Annotated in this window: 17 protein-coding genes; 4 read left to right on the forward strand and 13 right to left on the reverse strand. The window is 63.9% G+C overall.

Annotated features, from left to right (window positions below; translation table 11 throughout):
• Window positions 1–5 precede the first annotated feature (5 nt).
• From ABC729_RS10145 to ABC729_RS10160, 4 genes are all read right to left on the reverse strand, one after another.
• Window positions 6–347, reverse strand: coding sequence for a type II toxin-antitoxin system RelE/ParE family toxin (locus tag ABC729_RS10145; protein WP_495607485.1), 342 nt, complete (start codon window positions 345–347; stop codon window positions 6–8).
• A gap of 201 nt (window positions 348–548) precedes the next feature.
• Window positions 549–2,465 carry a 1-deoxy-D-xylulose-5-phosphate synthase gene (dxs, locus tag ABC729_RS10150; protein ID WP_495607486.1) on the reverse strand — a complete coding sequence of 639 codons (1,917 nt, stop codon included), beginning with the start codon at window positions 2,463–2,465 and terminating at the stop codon, window positions 549–551.
• Window positions 2,466–2,488: 23 nt separating this feature from the next.
• Complete coding sequence (locus ABC729_RS10155; protein ID WP_495607487.1) at window positions 2,489–3,388, reverse strand: polyprenyl synthetase family protein; 900 nt, start codon at window positions 3,386–3,388, stop codon at window positions 2,489–2,491.
• Window positions 3,389–3,401: 13 nt separating this feature from the next.
• Window positions 3,402–3,653, reverse strand: a complete 252-nt coding sequence (locus ABC729_RS10160) for an exodeoxyribonuclease VII small subunit (protein ID WP_094457321.1) — start codon at window positions 3,651–3,653, stop codon at window positions 3,402–3,404.
• Window positions 3,654–3,825: 172 nt separating this feature from the next.
• Here ABC729_RS10160 and malQ point away from each other — a divergent pair, with 172 nt between their 5' ends.
• Window positions 3,826–5,406, forward strand: coding sequence for a 4-alpha-glucanotransferase (gene malQ / locus ABC729_RS10165; RefSeq protein WP_495607488.1), 1,581 nt, complete (start codon window positions 3,826–3,828; stop codon window positions 5,404–5,406).
• A gap of 6 nt (window positions 5,407–5,412) precedes the next feature.
• Here the strand turns inward: malQ and ABC729_RS10170 are convergent, their stop codons facing one another.
• From ABC729_RS10170 to ABC729_RS10190, 5 genes are all read right to left on the reverse strand, one after another.
• The gene (locus ABC729_RS10170; RefSeq protein ID WP_495607489.1) at window positions 5,413–7,083 is read right to left on the reverse strand and encodes a methyl-accepting chemotaxis protein; all 1,671 of its coding nucleotides are present in this window, start codon (window positions 7,081–7,083) and stop codon (window positions 5,413–5,415) included.
• A gap of 257 nt (window positions 7,084–7,340) precedes the next feature.
• Window positions 7,341–7,751, reverse strand: coding sequence for a DUF2000 family protein (locus ABC729_RS10175; protein WP_495607490.1), 411 nt, complete (start codon window positions 7,749–7,751; stop codon window positions 7,341–7,343).
• 20 nt (window positions 7,752–7,771) lie between these two features.
• On the reverse strand, window positions 7,772–8,641 hold the full coding sequence (locus tag ABC729_RS10180) for an AraC family transcriptional regulator (protein ID WP_495607491.1): 870 nt from the start codon (window positions 8,639–8,641) through the stop codon (window positions 7,772–7,774).
• Window positions 8,642–8,666: 25 nt separating this feature from the next.
• Window positions 8,667–10,061 (reverse strand): phosphoglucomutase/phosphomannomutase PgmG, encoded by a 1,395-nt coding sequence (gene pgmG, locus ABC729_RS10185; protein ID WP_495607492.1) that lies wholly within the window; start codon window positions 10,059–10,061, stop codon window positions 8,667–8,669.
• 159 nt (window positions 10,062–10,220) lie between these two features.
• The gene (locus tag ABC729_RS10190) at window positions 10,221–11,108 is read right to left on the reverse strand and encodes an AraC family transcriptional regulator (protein ID WP_495607493.1); all 888 of its coding nucleotides are present in this window, start codon (window positions 11,106–11,108) and stop codon (window positions 10,221–10,223) included.
• A 170-nt stretch (window positions 11,109–11,278) separates the two neighbouring features.
• Here ABC729_RS10190 and ABC729_RS10195 point away from each other — a divergent pair, with 170 nt between their 5' ends.
• Window positions 11,279–12,034: an SDR family NAD(P)-dependent oxidoreductase gene (locus ABC729_RS10195; RefSeq protein WP_495607494.1), complete on the forward strand. Its 756-nt coding sequence runs from the start codon at window positions 11,279–11,281 to the stop codon at window positions 12,032–12,034.
• Window positions 12,035–12,079: 45 nt separating this feature from the next.
• Here ABC729_RS10195 and ABC729_RS10200 read toward each other — a convergent pair whose 3' ends face one another.
• Complete coding sequence (locus tag ABC729_RS10200; RefSeq protein ID WP_495607495.1) at window positions 12,080–13,423, reverse strand: UDP-glucose dehydrogenase family protein; 1,344 nt, start codon at window positions 13,421–13,423, stop codon at window positions 12,080–12,082.
• Window positions 13,424–13,516: 93 nt separating this feature from the next.
• Entirely contained in the window at window positions 13,517–14,398 is an 882-nt protein-coding gene (locus ABC729_RS10205) for a sterol desaturase family protein (RefSeq protein ID WP_495607496.1), read from the reverse strand.
• Window positions 14,399–14,505: 107 nt separating this feature from the next.
• Here ABC729_RS10205 and ABC729_RS10210 point away from each other — a divergent pair, with 107 nt between their 5' ends.
• The gene (locus tag ABC729_RS10210; RefSeq protein ID WP_495607497.1) at window positions 14,506–15,474 is read left to right on the forward strand and encodes a patatin-like phospholipase family protein; all 969 of its coding nucleotides are present in this window, start codon (window positions 14,506–14,508) and stop codon (window positions 15,472–15,474) included.
• 6 nt (window positions 15,475–15,480) lie between these two features.
• On the opposite strand, the gene ABC729_RS10215 is transcribed toward ABC729_RS10210, so the two are convergent.
• Window positions 15,481–16,314 (reverse strand): DUF5694 domain-containing protein, encoded by an 834-nt coding sequence (locus ABC729_RS10215; protein ID WP_495607498.1) that lies wholly within the window; start codon window positions 16,312–16,314, stop codon window positions 15,481–15,483.
• Between the two features lie 99 nt (window positions 16,315–16,413).
• Window positions 16,414–17,052, reverse strand: coding sequence for a ParA family partition ATPase (parA, locus tag ABC729_RS10220; protein ID WP_495607499.1), 639 nt, complete (start codon window positions 17,050–17,052; stop codon window positions 16,414–16,416).
• A gap of 91 nt (window positions 17,053–17,143) precedes the next feature.
• Between parA and ABC729_RS10225 the strand changes: the two genes are divergently transcribed.
• Window positions 17,144–17,572, forward strand: a complete 429-nt coding sequence (locus tag ABC729_RS10225) for a VOC family protein (RefSeq protein ID WP_495607500.1) — start codon at window positions 17,144–17,146, stop codon at window positions 17,570–17,572.
• Window positions 17,573–17,618 lie beyond the last annotated feature (46 nt).

Consider the following 17,618-nt stretch of genomic DNA (forward strand, 5'->3'; position numbering starts at 1 on the left):
TAGCGTCAGAGATTCCTCATCCGGTCCTTGGCCAATTCAAGATCGGCTTGCGGAGTCTCCTGGGTTTTCTTGATAAACCCATGAAGCAGGACCATTCGCCCTTCATGCACACAAAACAGTATCCGCACGATGCGGCTTTGAAGATTTGTGCGCACCTCGAAAAGCCCATCGCCCATAGGACGACAGGTTGGCATTCCAATCGGCCAACCGAATTCAATGACGCTCAGAGCTTCACCTATCCGCGCACGTTCATCTTTGCTGAAGGTCAGCAACCAGTCGCGCACCGGCTCTGCACCGCTACTGAGGGCGCAGAACTGAACAGGTAGACGCTTGTAGTGAATTCGCATTTTCGCATCTCCTTTACCGGAAAGGCGAAAATGTCCTATTTTTGGCACACACACAAGGAAAATAAATCACTACGATGCCGCATTTGATTTTTTATGCCCCACCAAGGCTGCAGCGTCAACACAAAAAATGACAAAGCCTCATAATTTCTTCTCAGGCCTGCAGCGTGGAGCGTTACACGGAACCCAGCTGCAGATCCCACCTCACGCCCCCACCGCCGCCTTCGCCTCCACACCCAGCGCCTTCAGGGCTATGTCAACGATGTTGCGGGCCTGAAGGCCGGCCTCCTCATACTGCTTCACCGGGCTGTCATGGTCCTGGTACGTATCGGGCAGGACCATGGGCCGGACCTTGCAGCCAATGTCCAGCAGGCCTTCCGCCGCCAGATGATGCAGGACATGACTGCCGAAGCCGCCGATGCTGCCTTCCTCGATGGTGATCAGCACCTCGTGGGTGCGGACCAGCCGTTCGACCAGTTCCATGTCGATGGGCTTGGCGAAGCGGGCGTCGGCCACCGTTGTAGACAGGCCCAGGGCTGCCAGATCCTCGGCCGCCTTTGACGCCTCCGCCAGACGGGTGCCCAGCGACAGGATGGCAACCTTGGCCCCTTCGCGGATGATGCGGCCCTTGCCGATGGGCAGGGGCACACCCTGTTCCGGCATGTCCACGCCGACGCCTTCGCCGCGCGGATAACGGACGGCGATGGGCCCGGCATCATAGGCGGCACAGGTGGCGACCATGTGCACCAGTTCCCCCTCATCCGCCGCCGCCATCACCACCATGTTGGGCAAGCAGGCGAGGTATGCGACGTCGAAGGCCCCGGCATGGGTGGCTCCGTCCGCACCCACCAGACCGGCCCGGTCGATGGCGAAGCGCACGGGCAGATTCTGCAAGGCCACGTCATGCACCAGCTGGTCATACCCGCGCTGCAGGAAGGTGGAATAGATAGCGCAGAACGGCTTGAAACCTTCGGTCGCCATCCCGGCGGCAAAGGTCACGGCATGCTGTTCGGCGATGGCCACGTCGAAGCTGCGCTTGGGGAATTTCTGCTGGAACAGGTCGAGGCCCGTCCCCGACGGCATGGCCGCCGTGATGGCGACAATCTTCTCGTCCTTCTCGGCTTCCTTGATCAGGCTGTCGGCAAAGACGCGGGTATAGCTGGGGGCATTGGCCTTGGGCTTGGCCTGGGTGCCGGTGATGACGTCGAACTTGCCGACCGCATGCAGCTTGTCGGCCGATGCCTCTGCCGGGGCATAGCCCTTGCCCTTCTGCGTGACGACATGCACCAGCACGGGACCGCCGCGCGGATCGTCGCGCACATTCTCCAGAATGGGCAGCAGATGGTCCAGATTATGCCCGTCGATGGGGCCGACATAGTAAAAGCCCAGTTCCTCGAACAGGGTGCCGCCGGTGACCATGCCTCTTGCATATTCCTCCGCCCGGCGTGCAGCGTTGAGCAGCGGGCGTGGCAGATGTTCGGCCACCTGCTTGGAGAAATCGCGGAAGCCGCGATAGGATTTGGACGAAATCAGCCGCGACAGATAGGCCGACAGCGCCCCCACCGGCGGCGCGATGGACATGTCATTATCGTTCAGGATGACGACTAGGCGCGACTGCAACGCGCCGGCATTGTTCATCGCCTCATAGGCCATGCCGGCCGACAGGGCGCCATCCCCGATGACGGCGACCACATTATTGGTACGCCCCGCCAGATCGCGCGCCGCGGCCATGCCCAAACCGGCGGAGATGGAGGTGGAGCTGTGGGCCGTGCCGAAGGGATCGTACTCGCTCTCCGACCGTTTGGTGAAGCCGGACAGGCCGCCACCCATGCGCAAGGTGCGGATACGGTCGCGCCGACCGGTCAGGATCTTGTGCGGATAGGCCTGATGCCCCACGTCCCAGATCAACCGGTCGGTTGGTGTGTCGAAGCAGTAATGCAGGGCCACGGTCAGTTCGACCACACCCAGACCCGCGCCCAGATGCCCACCCGTGACCGACACGGCGTCAATGGTCTCATTGCGCAGTTCATCGGCCAACTGGCGCAATTGTGCGGGCTGCAACCGCCGCAGATCGGCGGGAACCTTTACCTGGTCAAGCAACGGCGTCTTCGACTGGGACATCGTCCCCACCTCTTACTTTGTTTTTATGTGCGCCGCTCAACGACATAATGCGCCACCTGACGCAGCATATCAGCCCGGTCCCCGAAAATCTCAAGGTGCTGGGCCGCCTGACCGGCCAGCCGGCGCGCCTGATCACGCGCCCGCTCGGTACCCAGGATAGAGACGAATGTGGCTTTTCCAGCGACATCGTCACGGCCCACGGGCTTGCCCACCTCGTCCTGGGTGCCTTCGACATCCAGAAGATCATCGGCGATTTGGAAGGCCAGCCCCAGGTCGTGGGCATAGGCCTGCAGCGCGTGGTGTTGCGGCGCGCCTGCCTTGCCTAGGATGGCTCCGGCCACGGCGGAGAAAGCGATCATCTCACCGGTCTTCAGGCGCTGAAGCCGCGTGATGGCGCCGATATCCAGCGGCGTGGTCTCGGCGATCAAATCCAGCATCTGCCCGCCGACCATACCGCGCGGGCCGGCAGCCTTGGCCAGTGCCGCCACCAGCTTGCAGCGAACCTGCGGGTCTTCATGCGTTTCATGATCGGCCAGGATCTCGAAAGCCTGGGTCAGCAACCCGTCGCCGGCCAGGATGGCCGTCGCCTCGTCAAACTCCAGATGCACGGTCTTGCGGCCCCGGCGCAGATCACTGTCATCCATGGCGGGCAGATCATCATGGATCAGACTGTAGCAATGGATGAACTCCACCGCCGCCGCCGTGCGCAGGGCACAGGCCGGGCTGACCCCGAACATGCGGGCACTTTCCATGACCAGGAACGGGCGCAGGCGCTTGCCCCCACCCAGACAGCCATAACGCATGGCATCGAACAGGCGGGCCTCCATCAGGTTGGTGCGCGGCAGCAGCACCTCGATGGCGGCTTCGACCTGTTCAACGGTATCCGCCATGGCGGATGTCAGGGTCTTGGGCAAGGAGGGCATTCGATGGTGGCCTTCAATCCAGACGGGCGGGCTCGGCACCGATGGTGCCGTCAGCAGCGATGGTAATACGGTCCACCTTGGCCTGCGCCTCGCGCAGCTTGGCCTCGCAGTGCCGCTTCAGCCAGGTGCCACGCTCATAGGATTGGATGGCATCGTCCAGCTTGGCCTTGCCTTCCTCCAGCTGACGGACAATCCGCTCCAGCTCGGCGAGCGCATCCTCAAAGCTGAGGGCGGCGATGTCGGGGGGCAGAGTCTGGTCGGTCATGGCTTCGGCACTGTCATTCGGAAGTGCCGGACTGTATGTCCGCCAGCCCGGCGGTTCAAGTGCCACGCATTGGCCCCATGGGCAATCGGCCCCTTGTCTGACCAGACGCCAGACGCCATGATCGGTACCAATAGTCCCTGCAACCGTACAGGTTGCAGGCGGTTGGGGCTGGGTGACCGGCCAACCCATTGCGATCTGTGACATTTCCTCCAGCACCCTTACAGGAAGGCCCCGCCCAGCCATGAATATTCAGCGCATCAGCGGCCTTCTCCTGCACCCGACCTCCCTGCCCGGCGGGCACGGCATCGGCGACATGGGACCCGCCGCCCGCTCCTTCCTGGAGCGCATGCAGGCGGCCGGGCAAAGCGTGTGGCAAATCCTGCCCCTGGCCCCCACCAGCCTGGGCAACAGCCCTTATTCCGCCCTGTCCAGCTTCGCCGGCAACCCGCTGCTGATCAGTTTCGACGATCTGGTGGCCGACGGCTTTGCCGACGCATCCATCCTGGCAGGCCTGCCGGGGAATGAGGCGGAACGGGTGGATTATGACGGGGTCGCCGCCGCCAAGCTGGCCGCCCTGGACATCGTCGCCGGCAATTTCCTGAAACGTCCCAGCCATGATGAGGAATGGAGTGATTTCGAACTGTTCCGGGCACGCAACGATGCTGAATGGCTTGACGATTATGCGCTCTACACGGTCCTCAAGGCCAAGCATGGCGGGGCCGCCTGGCTGGATTGGAACGCGCTGTATGCCAGCCGCGACCCGATCGGCATCGGGGAGGCGCGGCACACGCTGTCCTTTGAGATCAAGAAGATCAAGGTGCAGCAGTTCCTGTTCTTCCGGCAATGGATGGCCCTGAAGAAGGATGCCAATGCACGTGGCATCCGCATCATGGGCGATATCCCGATCTTCGTGGCAGGTGACAGCGCCGATGTCTGGTCACGCCGCGATCTGTTTGAACTGGACGGGTCGGGCCGCCCCACCATCGTGGCCGGCGTGCCGCCCGATTATTTCAGCGCCACCGGTCAGCGCTGGGGCAACCCGCTGTACCGCTGGGACGCGCACCGGACCGAGGGTTTCTCCTGGTGGCACCGGCGCATCGCCAAGACGCTGGAAACCGTGGATATGGTCCGCATCGACCATTTCCGGGGGTTCGAGGCCTATTGGGAAATCCCAGCGCATGAAGAAACCGCCATCAATGGACATTGGGTGCCCGCCCCCGGCTATGAGCTGTTTCAGTCACTGAAGGACCGGTTCGGGGAACTGCCCATCATCGCCGAAGACCTGGGCGTCATCACGCCAGAGGTGGAGCGGCTGCGCGACCATTTCGGCTTCCCCGGCATGCGGGTGCTGCCGTTCGAATGGGGCGACCATTTCGAACCCTGGCATTACGATCCCAACCGCTATGCCGCGCATTCAGTGTTCTATACCGGCACCCATGACAATGACACGATCCTGGGCTGGGTTGCCTCGCGCGGCGGGCTGGACGGGGAGCTGGGGCAGCGCATCCGGTCCTATCTGAATAGCGATGGGCAGAACCTGCACTGGGACTTCATCCGCTTCGCCCTGGGCGTGAATTCCGAAATGGTCATCACGCCCGTGCAGGATGTGCTGGGCCTGGGCACCGAAGGCCGCATGAATGTCCCCGGCCTGCCCGACGGTAACTGGGGCTGGCGTCTGAAGCCCGGCCAGTGGACGGAAGAGCAGGCGGAACAGCTGCGCGACTTGACATCGGCAGCCGGGCGGCTGGCATAGCCGCGCCTACGCTGCCTTCAGGTCACCCAGGAAGCGTGTGACCACGCCGCCCAGTTCGCGGGACTGCTCCCCCAACGCCGTGGCGGTAGACAGGACGCGGCCTGTCTCCGCCCGCGCCTGACCACTGGCGTCGCGCACCTGCGCCACGCCGCCGCTGACCTCTTCCGTACCCTGGGCCGCCTGCTGGATATTGCGGGCGATCTCTGCCGTAGCGGCTTCCTGCTGACGCACAGCGGCGGCGATGGCGGCGGCGATATGCGCGATATCGTCGATGGTGGCACTGCTGTCGCGGATGGCCGACACGACATCCGCCGCCGTCTGCTGGATCAGGGCGATCTGCTGGGTGATCTCCTCCGTCGCGCGGCCTGTCTGATTGGCCAGGCTTTTCACCTCTGAAGCCACTACCGCGAACCCTTTGCCCGCTTCCCCGGCCCGCGCGGCCTCGATGGTGGCGTTGAGCGCCAGAAGGTTGGTCTGGCTGGCGATCTCTGCGATCAGTTGCACCACATTGCCGATCCGCCCCGCCGCATCCGACAGGCCGGTGGCGATGGCGTCAGTGCGACGGGCACCGTCCAGCGCGTCGGCTGACATGCGACCGCTATCTTCCACCTGCCGACCAATCTCGGAGATGGAGACGGCCAACTCCTCCGCCGATGCCGCCACGCTCTGGACATTGCTGGCGGCCTGCTCGGCAGCACCGGCGATACCCATGGCCTGGGCGTCGGTCTGCGCCGACAGGTCGGCCATGGTGGCGGCGGCCTGCGCCATGTCTCTGCCCGCCTCCTCCAGCGTGCCCAGCATACGGGTGATCTGCCGTTCAAAGGCAGCAGCCAGGGCCTCGCGCGTTTCAAGTCGGCGAATCCGCTCAGTCTCTGCCGCCGCACGCTCTGCCAACATGCGTTGGTTTTCCTGTGCACCCTGCTGAAAAACCAGAACGGCGCGGGCCATGTCGCCCACTTCATCTCGGCGCGCGGTGCCAGGAATGGCAACATCCAAGGCACCGCCCGCCAGAACCCCCATAGCGCCCGTCAGGTCACGCACAGGGCGGATAACCCCGCGCAGGACGACCAGCAATCCAGCCGCCCCCAGGGCCAGCACCAGCACCACCAGACCGATATTCAGCCCGCGCAGCCATACGCCCTGCCCCGATGCCGCCTCATACGCCGCTTCGGCCCGCAGGACCTGCAGGTCGGTCAGCTTCACGATGGTTTCCGTCACCGGATCGATGGCTGGGTACAGCGTCGCCTCCGCGAAGGTTACGATCCCCGCCCGGTCCTGGGCTCGCAGCAGGGATTGAAGCTGCTCAATCGCGGCATCGGCTGCCCCGAACCGGCTCTGCGCCTCACGCACCAGGGCCGTCTCGTCGCTGTCATGCGGACGCGCCAGATAGGATTGCCAGCGGGCCTTGATCTCCGCCTTGGCCGTTTCCACGCCTTTGGCCGCCTCCGCCCATGAAACCGTGCCGTGCCGCACCTTGTGGGTTGTGTCGACAATGAAAACGGCATAGGCGTCCGACACGATCTTCAGGTCGCGCATCGGCACCACGCGTTCGGCATAGATGGAAGCCAGCTGCCGCTCCCCGGCATTCAATGTCTGCCACCCGAAAAGGGATGCAACAATAGCCAGCCCGGCCAGTGCGCCCACGACGCCCAGCAGCGTTTCCCGCAACTTCAACATGATCGTCCACCCCAGGGATGCCGCCTTCCGTAACGGCAGCCTTATCGTTTCTGACGAAACGATATATCCAATTCGGATAGGGGTTCCAAGTGGAGATTTGGTTAAAGCATCATTAAATTCGCGATATTACAAGCCACATCGCGAATCTGCTGCCAAATATGGGTAATTGCTTCCAGATTGAAACAATTGTCTGAATACCTTGGGATGATTCAAAATCAGAGGGCACGCCTTTTCTGCACTGGTGGCGAAAAATGACATCAGGGATGGAGGGACAAACCCTTGGTTGCCCTCTCCACCCCCTTCTTCGGACCGCGTAGCCCGATCCCGACCCAGTCGGGTGCCGCCGGGTCCTCGGCTCGGAAGCAGGCGCGGTTGTCTGCGTCATTACCCGTGCGGAACATGCCGGCGATATAGGGGATGGCCAGCAGCCCACGTTCCCGCGCCACCCGTGCCGCCTGCTCCAACCCGTCCTTGCCCGCCTGGAACACCAGGATGGGCTGGCCCAGCATGCGCCCGAACACCATCCCTTGCGCATCCAGATAGGGTTCGCCCAGCGCTTCCGGCGCGCCAGCGGCGATGCCGGTCGCCAGAAAGGCGGCCACGTTCAGCCGCTGCCAGGGCAGAAGATCGTCGCGGATGATCAGGGCGACCTTGGTATCGAACATCATGTCCCTCCGGTAATGGAGGTTCAGGATGCCGACACCGCCTCCCGCCCGTCTGGAAGATTTGTGCAGATTTGGCGATAGGCAGCGGGTGTCGTGCCATAGGCGCGGCGGAACCAGCGGCCCAGATGGCTCTGGTCCGCGAACCCGACGCTGGCCGCCACATCCGCCGGTACCCTGCCCGCTGCCAGCAGCGCCTTGGCCCGCTTCAGCCGCAACTGCACCAGATAGGCATGGGGGGAACGTCCATAGGCTTCCCGGAACTGCCGGTTCAGGCGGAACCGGTCGGTCCCCGCCATGTCGGCCAGGTCGGCCAGTCCGATATCCGTTTCCATATGGTCATGCAGCGCCTCACGCGCCCGACTGGCTGCCCGGTGCGGGCGATGGCCGACGGGTTCGGTGCGCCACAGGTCGGGCTGCCACAACCGGCCCAGCAGCCGGTCCAGCGCCAGATCGCGGGCCAGCCGTCCCTCCCGCCCATGCAGGGCGCGGAAGGCCTGGGCAATGTCCTGGCACAGGCCCGCATCCTCCCACAGCGTCTGTCGGAACCCCAGCGGGGCCAGCGGTCCGGCGGCATGGTCGCGTCGTTCCCGAACCCAAGACAGGGGCAGATACAGCATTTGATAGGTAAAACCCGCCGGATCGGGGCGGTGCCCGTCATGCGGCTGGCCGGGTTCGATCAGGATGGCGCGGCCCGGAACGCTGACCACCTGCTGCCGGCCACAACGGAACGACTGCACGCCCTGTTCGGTGACGCCCAGCAGCAATTCGTCATGGTCATGCATGTCATAGGCATGGCCGGTGAAATGGGCCCGAATGCTTTCGATGCCCGTTTCGGCATCGCGCCGCAACTGTGCCCAGTCGCGGGTGGGATCGGCGGGGGAAGCCGCGTCCATGGCGCCCTCCCCCACCACCGTCACATCAGAAATCAGCCGGGGCGGCGATGCCGCTCTTGGCCAGATTGTCCTTGATAGCGCCCTTCAGCCGCTCCAATCCTTCGGGGCTGAACGCTTCGGCACGGGCCACCAGCACGTCCTGGGTGTTGGATGCGCGCAGCAGCCACCAGCCATCGGCACTCTTCACCCGCACGCCGTCAATGTCATTGACCTCGGCCCCGCCAGCGGCTTCTTCCGCCTTCACACGGGCTTTGATCTCGTCCACGGCGGCAAACTTGCGCTCCTCATTCACCTGGAAGCGAACCTCCGGGGTGTTCAGCATGTCGGGCAGTTCATCGCGCAGGGCCGACAGGGCGGCGATACGCGACACGATGCCCAGCAGGCGAACGCCGCAGTACAGCGCGTCGTCGAAGCCATAATACTTATCGGCAAAGAAGATGTGACCCGACATCTCGCCGGCCAGCGGGCTGTTGGTTTCGGCCATCTTGGCCTTCAACAGCGAATGGCCCGTCTTCCACATCAGCGGCTTGCCGCCCAGCTTGGCGATCTGGTCGAACAGGCTCTGGCTGGCCTTCACATCGGCGATGATGGTGGCACCGGGATGGTTGGCCAGCACATCTTTGGAATAGATGGCGACAAGCTGGTCGCCCCAGACGATGCGACCCTTTTCATCCACGGCACCGATCCGGTCGGCATCGCCGTCGAACGCAATGCCCAGGTCAGCCTTCGTCTCGGCCACCTTATGGAGGATGTCTTCCAGGTTCTCGGGAATGGTCGGGTCGGGATGGTGGTTGGGGAAGGTGCCGTCGATATCATCGAACAGCAGCGTGTGCTTGCCCGGCAGCTTCTTGACCAGACGCCGCAGGATTTCACCCGCCGCCCCATTGCCATTGTCCCAGACCACGTTCAGGTCGCGCGTGCCGTCATAATCGGCAACGAGACGGTCAACATAGGCGTCCTGGATGTCGATCGTCTCTTCCGAACCCTCGCCGGCTTCGAAGTCGCCAGCGGCGGCGATCTTGCCGATTTCCAGGATCTGGCTGCCGAAGAACGGCGCCTTGCCGATCATCATCTTGAAGCCATTATAATCCGGCGGATTGTGCGAGCCGGTGATCATCATCCCGGCATCCAGCTTCAGGTGGCGCGCCGTGAAATACAGCATGGGCGTGGGGCCCAGGCCGATGCGTACCACATGCAGGCCGACAGACTTCAACCCTTCGACGGCGGCGGCTTCCAGCGACGGGGACGACAGGCGGCCATCATAGCCGATGGCCACCTTCTTGCCGCCCCCGCGCACCACCATGGTGCCGAAGCCCCGGCCGATGGCCCTTGCATCGTCGGTCGTCAGCGTCTTGCCGATGATGCCGCGAATATCGTATTCGCGCAGGACCGTGGGATGGAAATTGTGCGCCAGGGTCATGTTTCCGTCACCTGAAGTAGGGTTGGTTAAGCATTTTATGGGGGCAGCAAAGCACAACCCGCGACCGCCCGCCAGCCCGTTCAACAGCGCAAAAGGCGGGTTTGTTTCGGGGCGTTGAAGGTAGTGCCCACGCGGGCGTTACCGGCGCTTGCTGACAACTCAGGCCGCCACCCGGCCACGCGCCGCTTCCGTTTCCCGTGCCGGCGGCTGCCCGAACATGCGGCGGTATTCGCGGGTGAATTGCGACACGCTTTCATAGCCCACGGCAAAGGCCGCCGTGGCGACGGTGTCGCCCTGGGCCAGCATCCGTCGCCGCGCCTCAATCAGGCGCAACTGCTTCTGGAACTGCAACGGTGACAGTGACGTGACGGCGCGGAAATGCTGGTGGAAGGAGGATGGGCTCATCCCCGCCACCGCGGCCAGCCGTTCCACCGGCAGCGGCTGCGCATAATCAGCCCGAAGGATTGCAACAGCGCGCGCCACCCGGCTGGCATGGCTATCGGGCCAACCCAGGCGACGGATATCGGCACCGTGCCGGCTGCACAGCAGCCAGTAATGCAGCTCCCGCACCAATTGCCCATGCAGGACCGGCACCGCCGCCGGCCTGTCGAGCAGGCGCATCATGCGCAGGGCCGCGTCCGCCACCTCCGCGTCGGTGGGGTCAACCCGCACAGGTGCCACATCGCTTGCCGCCGCCGGCCCCATCTGCAGCGCCAGATCGGCGATCAGGGCAAGGTCCAGGTCCAGCACCAGCGACATGTAGGGTGCTTCGGCGCTGGCCTGGGTGATCTGGCTGACGATGGGCACATCTGCGGTGATCAGCAACGAATCGCCAGCGCCGAAGGTGAAACTGCGAGCGCCCATCGTCACCTGCTTGGTCCCCTGCAGAACCAGACAGACCAGAGGTTTGGAGATGGCATGGACCAGCCCGGTGGGCGTCGGAGACCGGATGGTCGTCAGGCCCGCGATGGGGGTATGGGCGATGCCGGCCGGATCGGCGTGCATCTCCAGATAACGGCGGACAGCGTGGAGGAGGTCGTTATTCATGCCGCTGATCCTGCCTCACCCCCACCCCTTCGGCAAGCGCATTTGGAGGATTAGGCAAGTATCTCCCAGGTTCCGGCAACGACGAATAACGGCCAGTGGCCTTATAAACCCGTCATCGGCAACCGGGACGGACCGGCACGGAAAGTCCCCCGAGATGAAGGATTGAGCCCATGTCCACCATCACCCTGATCACCGGCGCCAGCCGCGGCCTGGGCCGCAACACCGCCCTGTCCGTCGCCCGCAATGGCGGCGACGTCATCATCACCTATCACAGCCGTGCGGAGGAGGCCGAGGCCGTGGTGTCGGAGATAGCGGCGCTGGGCCGCAAGGCGTTGGCCCTGCAGCTGGATGTCGGGAACGCCAGCAGCTTCGCGGACTTCGCCGGACGGCTGCGCACCGCCCTGACGGCCAACTGGGGCCGGGACCGGTTCGAGCATCTGGTCAACAATGCCGGCCATGGCGACCATGCCCTGATCGCCGACACGACCATGGAGCAGTTCGACAGGCTGGTGGACGTGCATTTCAAGGGACCCTTCTTCCTGACCCAGGCGCTGCTGGGCCTGATTCAGGATGGCGGGCGGATCGTCAACCTGTCCTCCGGCCTGACGCGGGTGTCGGCGGCGGGCTGGGGTGCCTACGCTGCCGTGAAGGGGGCGATGGAGACCCTGACGCTCTATATGGCGAAGGAATTGGGCGGGCGCGGCATCGCCGTCAATATCGTGGCACCGGGTGCCATCGAGACGGACTTCTTCGGCGGGGCCGTGCGCGACACGCCGGAATTCAACAAGTTCTTCGCCGATATGACGGCGCTGGGCCGGGTCGGTGTACCCGACGATATCGGCCCGATGATCGCCGGGCTGCTGTCGCCGGCAAACCGCTGGGTGACTGCGCAGCGGATTGAGGTGTCGGGCGGTCAGGGGATTTGAGGCAGATAGCGCCGGTCGATGATCGCCGACCGGCGCCACGCCATCTCAATGAACCTCGCCCTTCGCCTTCTTCACCCGCCCAGGACGACCGACGCAGTGATAGGCAAAGCCGGCCATTTCCGCGTCTTCAGGATTGAAGATGTTGCGCAGGTCGACCAGCACCGGTGCCTTCATGGCCTTGCAAATACGGGACAGGTTCAGCATGCGGAATTCGTTCCATTCCGTCAGGACAAGGGCGCAATCGGCACCGTTCAGCGCGCCATAGGCATCGTCGGCCCATTCCACGCCGGGCAGCATCTTCTCCGCTTCATGCCGACCGGCAGGGTCATAGGCGGCGAGAATGGCCCCCGCCTCCTGCAGAGCCGGCACGATATCCAACGACGGGGCATCGCGCATATCGTCGGTATTGGGTTTGAAGGTGACGCCCAGCACGCCGATGCGCTTACCCGCCACCGACCCGCCACAGGCGGCGATCACGCGGTCGGCCATGGCCTTCTTGCGCTTGTCGTTGATATCCACAACGGTTTCGATGATGCGCAACGGGCTGCCATAATCCTGCGCCGTCTTCACCAGGGCCAGCGTGTCCTTAGGGAAGCACGACCCGCCATAGCCGGGGCCGGGATGCAGGAACTTCTTGCCGATGCGGTTATCCAGGCCAATGCCCTTGGCGACATCATGCACATCGGCGCCCACCTTCTCGCACAGGTCCGCCACCTCGTTGATGAAGGTGATCTTGGCGGCCAGGAAGGTGTTGGCGGCGTACTTGATCAGTTCTGATGTCTCCAGACTGGTGAAGACCATCGGCGTCTCGATCAGGAACAGCGGGCGGTACAGCGCGCGCATCACCTGGCGCGCCCGGTCGCTGTCAGTGCCGATCACCACGCGGTCGGGACGCATGAAATCCTCAATCGCCGACCCTTCGCGCAGGAATTCCGGGTTGGATGCCACGTCGAAATCCGCCTCCGGCCGCGTCTTGCGGATGATGCGCGCCACCTCGCGCCCCGTACCCACAGGCACCGTGCTCTTGGTCACGATGACCGTGTAATCGTCGGGGTCGAGGGCCGCCGCGATCTCCGCAGCGGCTGCATAGACATAGGACAGGTCGGCATGCCCATCGCCGCGGCGTGACGGCGTGCCCACGGCGATGAACACCGCATCCGCACCGGCCACGGCAGTCGGCAGGTCAGTGGTGAAGGACAGTCGCCCCGCCTTGGCATTCTTTTCCACCAGGGCATCCAGCCCCGGCTCATAAATCGGGATTTCCCCCTTCAGCAGCCGATCGATCTTACCCTGATCCTTATCGACGCAGATCGTCTCCACCCCGAATTCGGAAAAACAGGCACCAGAGACCAGACCGACATAGCCGGTGCCGATGACGGCGATGCGCATCGGAAATCCCCCTTGGAAAAGAACATCTTCACGCCATAGCACAAACCAGCACCCAAGGTCTTGCGCCCTTGTGACAGTTGCGCGGCGTTCCTGTTACGCCGCCTTCTTCTTATTGAAGAAGTCGCGCCGGGCCCAGGCCTGGAACGGATAGGCCAGTTGGCCCAGGAAACTGTCGGGCACGGCATCCTTGCAGCCGATATTGGCCGGCGGCTTGCGGTCGGATGGCAGGTGGCGGGTGCCGAACACTATGTCCCACAGAATGAAATTCTCCCCATAGTTCACGTTGCCCTCAATCGGGTCGCGGTTATGGTGCCAGCGGTGCAGTTCCGGCGTGGAGAAGACCCAGTTCAATGGGCCACAGCGCATATCGACATTGCAGTGGGTCAGGAAGCCGATATAGGTCGTGATGGCCAGCACCCAGACGATTACATCCTTGGGCGCCCCCGCCAGCCCGGCAATGGTCAGGGCAAAGGCCGTCTTCCAGATCGAATCCAGGAAATGGAACCGGCCCGTATTGACGATCCACAGCTTGGTGACGCTGTGATGGATGGCGTGCCAATGCCAGATGGCGCGGAATTCGTGGGATGTCCGGTGCGCCCAATAGAGCCCGAATTCGCCCAGGATCATGGCCAGCAGAACCTGTGCCCACAGCGGCCAGTCACCGGGCCAAAAACCGGATGCCGCCTCCGGCCCCGCCTGGGTCAGGCCCAGCATGGCGATGGAGGCCGCGATCACCTGTCCCACCCCCTTGTTCAGCACCGTATGCGCAATATCATTCAGCAGCTGCCCATCGCTTTGCATCCATGCCTGTTCATAGGGCATGACCCGTTCCAGGATCAGCAAGGTCACCGCCAGCCCGAAATAGGTGATGTTGAAGGCCAAGACAGGATGCCCCACCTGCCCGCCATACCAGTAGCCGGCGATGCAGACCGCGACCAGCAGCGGCCATAACAGATGGGCAATAACGGAGCGCATCGATCTTCCTTTGGGTAGATTACCTAGGATGTATTGCCCCCAAGGCCCCGTTCGCGCAAGGTTCCGCGCGGTCGCAGGCGATTATGACAGCGGAAACGGACAGCATTATGAAAATCGGTCTGGCATTGGGCAGCGGTGCGGCGCGCGGCTGGGCGCATGTGGGCGTGCTGCGCGCGCTGACGGAATTCGGGCTGAAGCCCGATGTCATCGCCGGCACCTCGGTCGGTGCCCTGGTCGGTGCCGCCTATCTGACGGATCAGCTGGAGGAGCTGAAGGAATTCGCGATGGGATTCGGCATGCTCGACACGATCAAGCTGCTGGACCTCACCTTCTCACGCGGCGGGCTGGTCAGTGTCGAAAAGGCGTATGAGCGGTTCCGCAACGAACATACCGACATTCCCATCGAATCGCTGCCCATCCCCTTTGCCGCCGTCGCCACCGACCTGTCCACCGGCAAGGAGGTTTGGCTGCGCGAGGGGCATCTGCTGGACGTCGTCCGCGCCTCTGCCGCCATTCCCGGCATGTTCCCCGCCGTGCCGTTTCAGAATATGTGGCTGGCCGATGGCGCCCTGGTGAACCCGGTTCCCGTCTCGCTCTGCCGGGCGTTGGGGGCTGAGGTGGTGATCGCCATCAACCTGAATGGCGACCTGTCACAGATGCCCCGCCTGTCCAAGGCACAGCTGGGTCCCGTCAATGTCTCCCTGCCCGAACACCCGATCGAGGGCACGGCCGATGCCGAAATGGCCCCCCGCCCCGTGCCCAAGCCCCTGGCCAAGCTGGCCGCCAAACTGAACGAGGTGGGGGAGAATGCGCGCCAGCAGTTCCAGGCCCGCTTCGCCAAGCCCCCGCGCTCCCCCGCCCCTGGTATTCTGGAGGTGATGGCCAGCTCCGTGGACATCATGCAGGACCGCATCACCCGGTCACGTCTGGCCGGCGAACCGCCCGACGTGTTGATCACGCCGCGCATCGGCCATATCGGCATCCTGGAATTCGAACGGGCCGAAGAACTGATCCAGCTGGGCTACACCGCCGCCATCGCCATGCGTCCGGCGGTGGAACTGGCGATGGTGCGGTAACCCCGCTCAGCGTCGCAGGTAAGGTCCCACTTCCACCAGCTTGAACCCGCCTGTTTCGCTGGCGAAATGGCGCAGCCAGTAATTATGGCCGGAACCATAGACCAGCAGCACGCGGTCGCCCGGCTTCACCACCTGGGTCAGCTTGGCGAAGATGCGGGCATTGCGGGCATACCAGCGGGCGTTCAGGTCGGCCCCCGGCAGGTCACGCCCCTTGCCCAGGGCCAGCAGCCGGTAATAGCCCTCGCCCATGCTCTTGATGGCGATGGGATGATCCGGTGCGTTCAGGTCGGCCAGGATATCGGCGATAGGCCTCGTCTTCTGATCCTTCTCCAACTGCGCCACCCAAGCCTGGATGGGGCCGAACATGGCGTCGATGGTGCCCGTCCTGCCATTGGCCTCCGCCCATTTCTGAACGGGATCGAAGGGGAAATAGTCGGGCTCCCCTTCCGCCGCCACCTCATCCACAGCATAGACGGTCTTCAGGCCCAGCTTGTTTGCCAAGCGATAGGCGATCTGCACCCGTTCATCGGGATTCTTCAGAAGATCGGCGGGCGTGAATTCTGCATAGCGGTGATCCAGCATCGTCGCCTGATCCTTGGCCACCCGTTCGACGGCGATGACTGTCGGCTTGAACCGTGCCAGCCGTTCGGCCACCTGCTCCAGCTGTGCCTGTTTGGCCGGCGTCGTGACCGGGTCGATCTGGGCATTCACCTTGTCCTGGCCCGGATTGGCGAAATGGTAAGTGCCCAGCACCATGACCTCCACCGGCGCATCCGCCGCCGTCACGGCCGGTGCCGACAGAATCGACAAAAGGGCGAGTGCCCCCATCAACTTACGCATTGCTTCCCCCACCTGCGTTGAGGGGCCGAACCTAGCAAGATGGTTAACACACACCAATCACGCGAAGTGGAGACATCGGACCACTTCCGGCTTTCACCATCAGTCCAACGCCGCCCATATCTCGGCGGCCAGCGCCTCCAGCTCTTCCACGCCCTTGGATTTGGGGTCCGTCTCCGCCAGGGTCAGTCCCTCCATCAGTGATCCGGCAAAACCGATACGGTTGCCCAGGCTTTCGGTGGCCACCGGCACGCCCAGTTCCGTCGCCTTCTCGGCCACGGCATCGACCAGCTTGCCACGTGCCGGCACCCGGTTCATGACCAGCATGACAGGCCGCTTCTCGGCGCGCGCCAGATCAAGCGTCGGGCGCGTGGCCCAGAGGTCCATGGGGCTGGGCTGTACCGGCACCACCACCAGGGCAGCGGTGCGTACCGCGATGCGGGCATCGGTTTCGGCATGGGGCGGGCTGTCGATCACCACCACATCATGGGTCCTGGCCAGCCGTTCCACCTCCCGCTGGGTGCGCCAGCCGGAGATTTGCAGATGGGTGATGCCGGTGGCATCGGCACCCAGCGTCGCCTCCCGCGCCGCGTACCAGGCAGAAACGCTGCCCTGCGGATCGATATCGACCAAGGCGGCGGATTTGCCGGCCCGCGCCCAGGTGACGGCCAGATGGATGGCCAGCGTCGTCTTGCCCGCCCCGCCCTTCTGCTGCGCGATGGTGATGACACGCCCCGCCATATCCTGCCCCTTGCCGCCCTTTGTTCTGAACGCCAGTGTGCCCACATGATGGACGGGCGGCAAGCGCCGCACCGCAACATGAGGCAGATCGATGACCAGTACCAAGTGGCCCCGCCATCTTCCCATCACCCGTGTACGCATCGCCCGCCCCACGGACCGGCTGAAGGAGCTCACCGCCTTCTACCGCGACGTGATCGGGCTGGAGGTCATTGGCGGCTGGATCGATGATGGCACCCATGCCGGCTACGATGGGGTGATGATCGGCCTTCCCGGCTGGGACACGCATCTGGAATTCACGCAGCATAAGGATGGCAGCCCCTGCCCCGCGCCGACGCGCGACAATCTGCTGGTGCTTTATGTCGACAGCCGCGAGGACCTGCTTTCCGTATCTGCCTCCATCCAGGCGCGGGGTGGCGTGCCGGCAGAGCCGGAAAATCCCTACTGGCTGAACCGGGCCGTCTGTTTCGAAGACCCGGACGGCTGGGGTATCGTCTTCTCGCTGAAGCCCGGTGTGGCGTAGCGCGGATTAGGCAACGCTGTAATCCGCGGCAATCCCGGCAGCGTTG

This window comes from Niveispirillum sp. CC-CTL257, assembly GCF_059489915.1.